Origin of the sequence: Vibrio scophthalmi LMG 19158 (assembly GCF_000222585.1) — a bacterium.
Lineage (GTDB): Bacteria > Pseudomonadota > Gammaproteobacteria > Enterobacterales > Vibrionaceae > Vibrio > Vibrio scophthalmi.
In genome coordinates this window covers 1-972 of record NZ_AFWE01000089.1, presented here as the reverse complement: position 1 = coordinate 972, position 972 = coordinate 1, and the positions used below count along the sequence as shown (strand labels likewise).

Here is a 972-nt window from a genome sequence, read left to right as displayed (position 1 = left end):
ACGACATTTACAACCCCAACCATTAGGCGGGTAATGGGTAGACCAAAAACTGTGGTCAATGGGGAGCATGACGCCCGCCCAGCTGACATGCTCAGGGCGGTGCACGCTGCTTGGGCCTAACTCATAGACAAAATAGGGCTGTGTATCTTTCACTCGCTCAGAGCGTTGATACTGACCATAGGCGTAAGCGGTGCGCATGTTGGTTTCGTATATCACCTTCATGCGCCGCGTACTGCCTAGCTGAACGATTTGCTCATCCCCTGACCATGGGTCAGTCATTGCCTGAACTCCCCACCAACCTTGCTCAACCAACATCGGCTTGAGCTGCTTAGCAAAGCGCTCATAACTCATGCCTTCGCCAATCGCTTGGGCGACCAAGAGGTGCGTCTGGGTTAAGAGTTCAACCTGGTTCATCTTGGCGACGGTAAAGTTAAAGTCGTGCTCTTCCTCTAGCATCTCGCGCCAATCAAAGGTGGTTTGAATGCCCTTTGATAACAGGTAGCGCCGTATCTCTTGAGCCAGCTCATCCATTGAGCTCACCCTTGAGCCTTGCATTGAATGTGGCTTGCGTTAGGCTCTCAATCAATGGTATGAGTGAATCATCGTCATTGCTGGCACTGAGTGCATCAAGCGCGGCTTGCAGCTCTTCGTAGCTTTGCGCTTGTTGCACGGCGTCAAAGATAGGAGATGCCAAGGCATCAGCAATATTGCTCCATTCGTCTTGGTCAGGTAGCACATCTTCTTCGTTGTCTTTGCGGTTAAGGGCAAGGCGTCGATTGGTGGCAACCTCTTGAGGTGCATCCGTCACAGGTTGTACGGCACTGGCGATATCTTTAGGCACAAGTACCGCCTTGGTCTTATCGTCCGGCATCTTGAGCTTTAAGCGTTCATAGATATCGGTTTGCGCCACCACAAGACCACGGTCAACCATTTCACCCACGTTCTTGATCCACTTCTCGGTATCAATCGCGT

The 972-nt window shown here is 51.6% G+C and carries 2 protein-coding genes; both read right to left on the bottom strand.

The features are described from left to right. On the bottom strand, nt 1-531 hold a 531-nt coding region (locus tag RH88_RS08085), incomplete at its 3' end, for a phage head morphogenesis protein (protein WP_005594863.1). Then, on the bottom strand, nt 524-972 hold a 449-nt coding region (locus RH88_RS08080), incomplete at its 5' end, for a phage portal protein family protein (RefSeq protein WP_005594862.1). The genes RH88_RS08080 and RH88_RS08085, both read right to left, overlap by 8 nt.